This window comes from Vibrio sp. Y176 (assembly GCF_033438945.1).
The window spans coordinates 1-518 of sequence record NZ_JAWOQS010001185.1 but is presented as its reverse complement, the minus strand read 5'-3'; the positions used below and the strand labels follow the sequence as shown (position 1 = coordinate 518).

Genomic DNA, 518 nt, shown 5'->3' with positions numbered 1-518 from the left:
CTAGGTATTGTTCTGGCGATCTTTATCGGTATCAGTGCCACCATCGGTTTGATGCTATATGCGCTTAACCAAAATATGGACCTTTTCTACACGCCGACTGAACTGGTCAACGGTAAGCCAGATGGTACTAAACCTGAGGTTGGTCAGCGTCTTCGTATTGGTGGCATGGTGGTTGTAGGCTCGGTTCGTCGTGATCCTAACTCTCTTAAAGTGAGCTTTGATCTGCATGATGTGGGTCCAAAAGTAACGATCACTTACGAAGGCATTCTTCCTGATTTGTTCCGTGAAGGGCAGGGCATCGTTGCGCAAGGTGTTCTAAAAGACGCAACGACAGTTGAAGCGTTTGAAGTTCTCGCTAAACACGACGAAGAATATATGCCACCTGAAATTGCAGAAGCCATGAAGAAAACGCATGAACCATTGCAATACAGCAGTGAACAAAAACAAGGAAGCGGCGAATGATTGCTGAAATCGGCCATTTTGCCCTCATTTTATCTTTAGCGATGGCGGTACTGCTT

1 protein-coding gene is annotated in these 518 nt (G+C 45.9%); it reads left to right on the top strand.

The window, feature by feature from the left end:
* Nucleotides 1-462 (top strand): cytochrome c maturation protein CcmE (ccmE, locus tag R7O13_RS30880; RefSeq protein ID WP_318305720.1); only part of this gene is annotated, 462 nt, incomplete at its 5' end.
* Nucleotides 463-518: the final 56 nt, after the last annotated feature.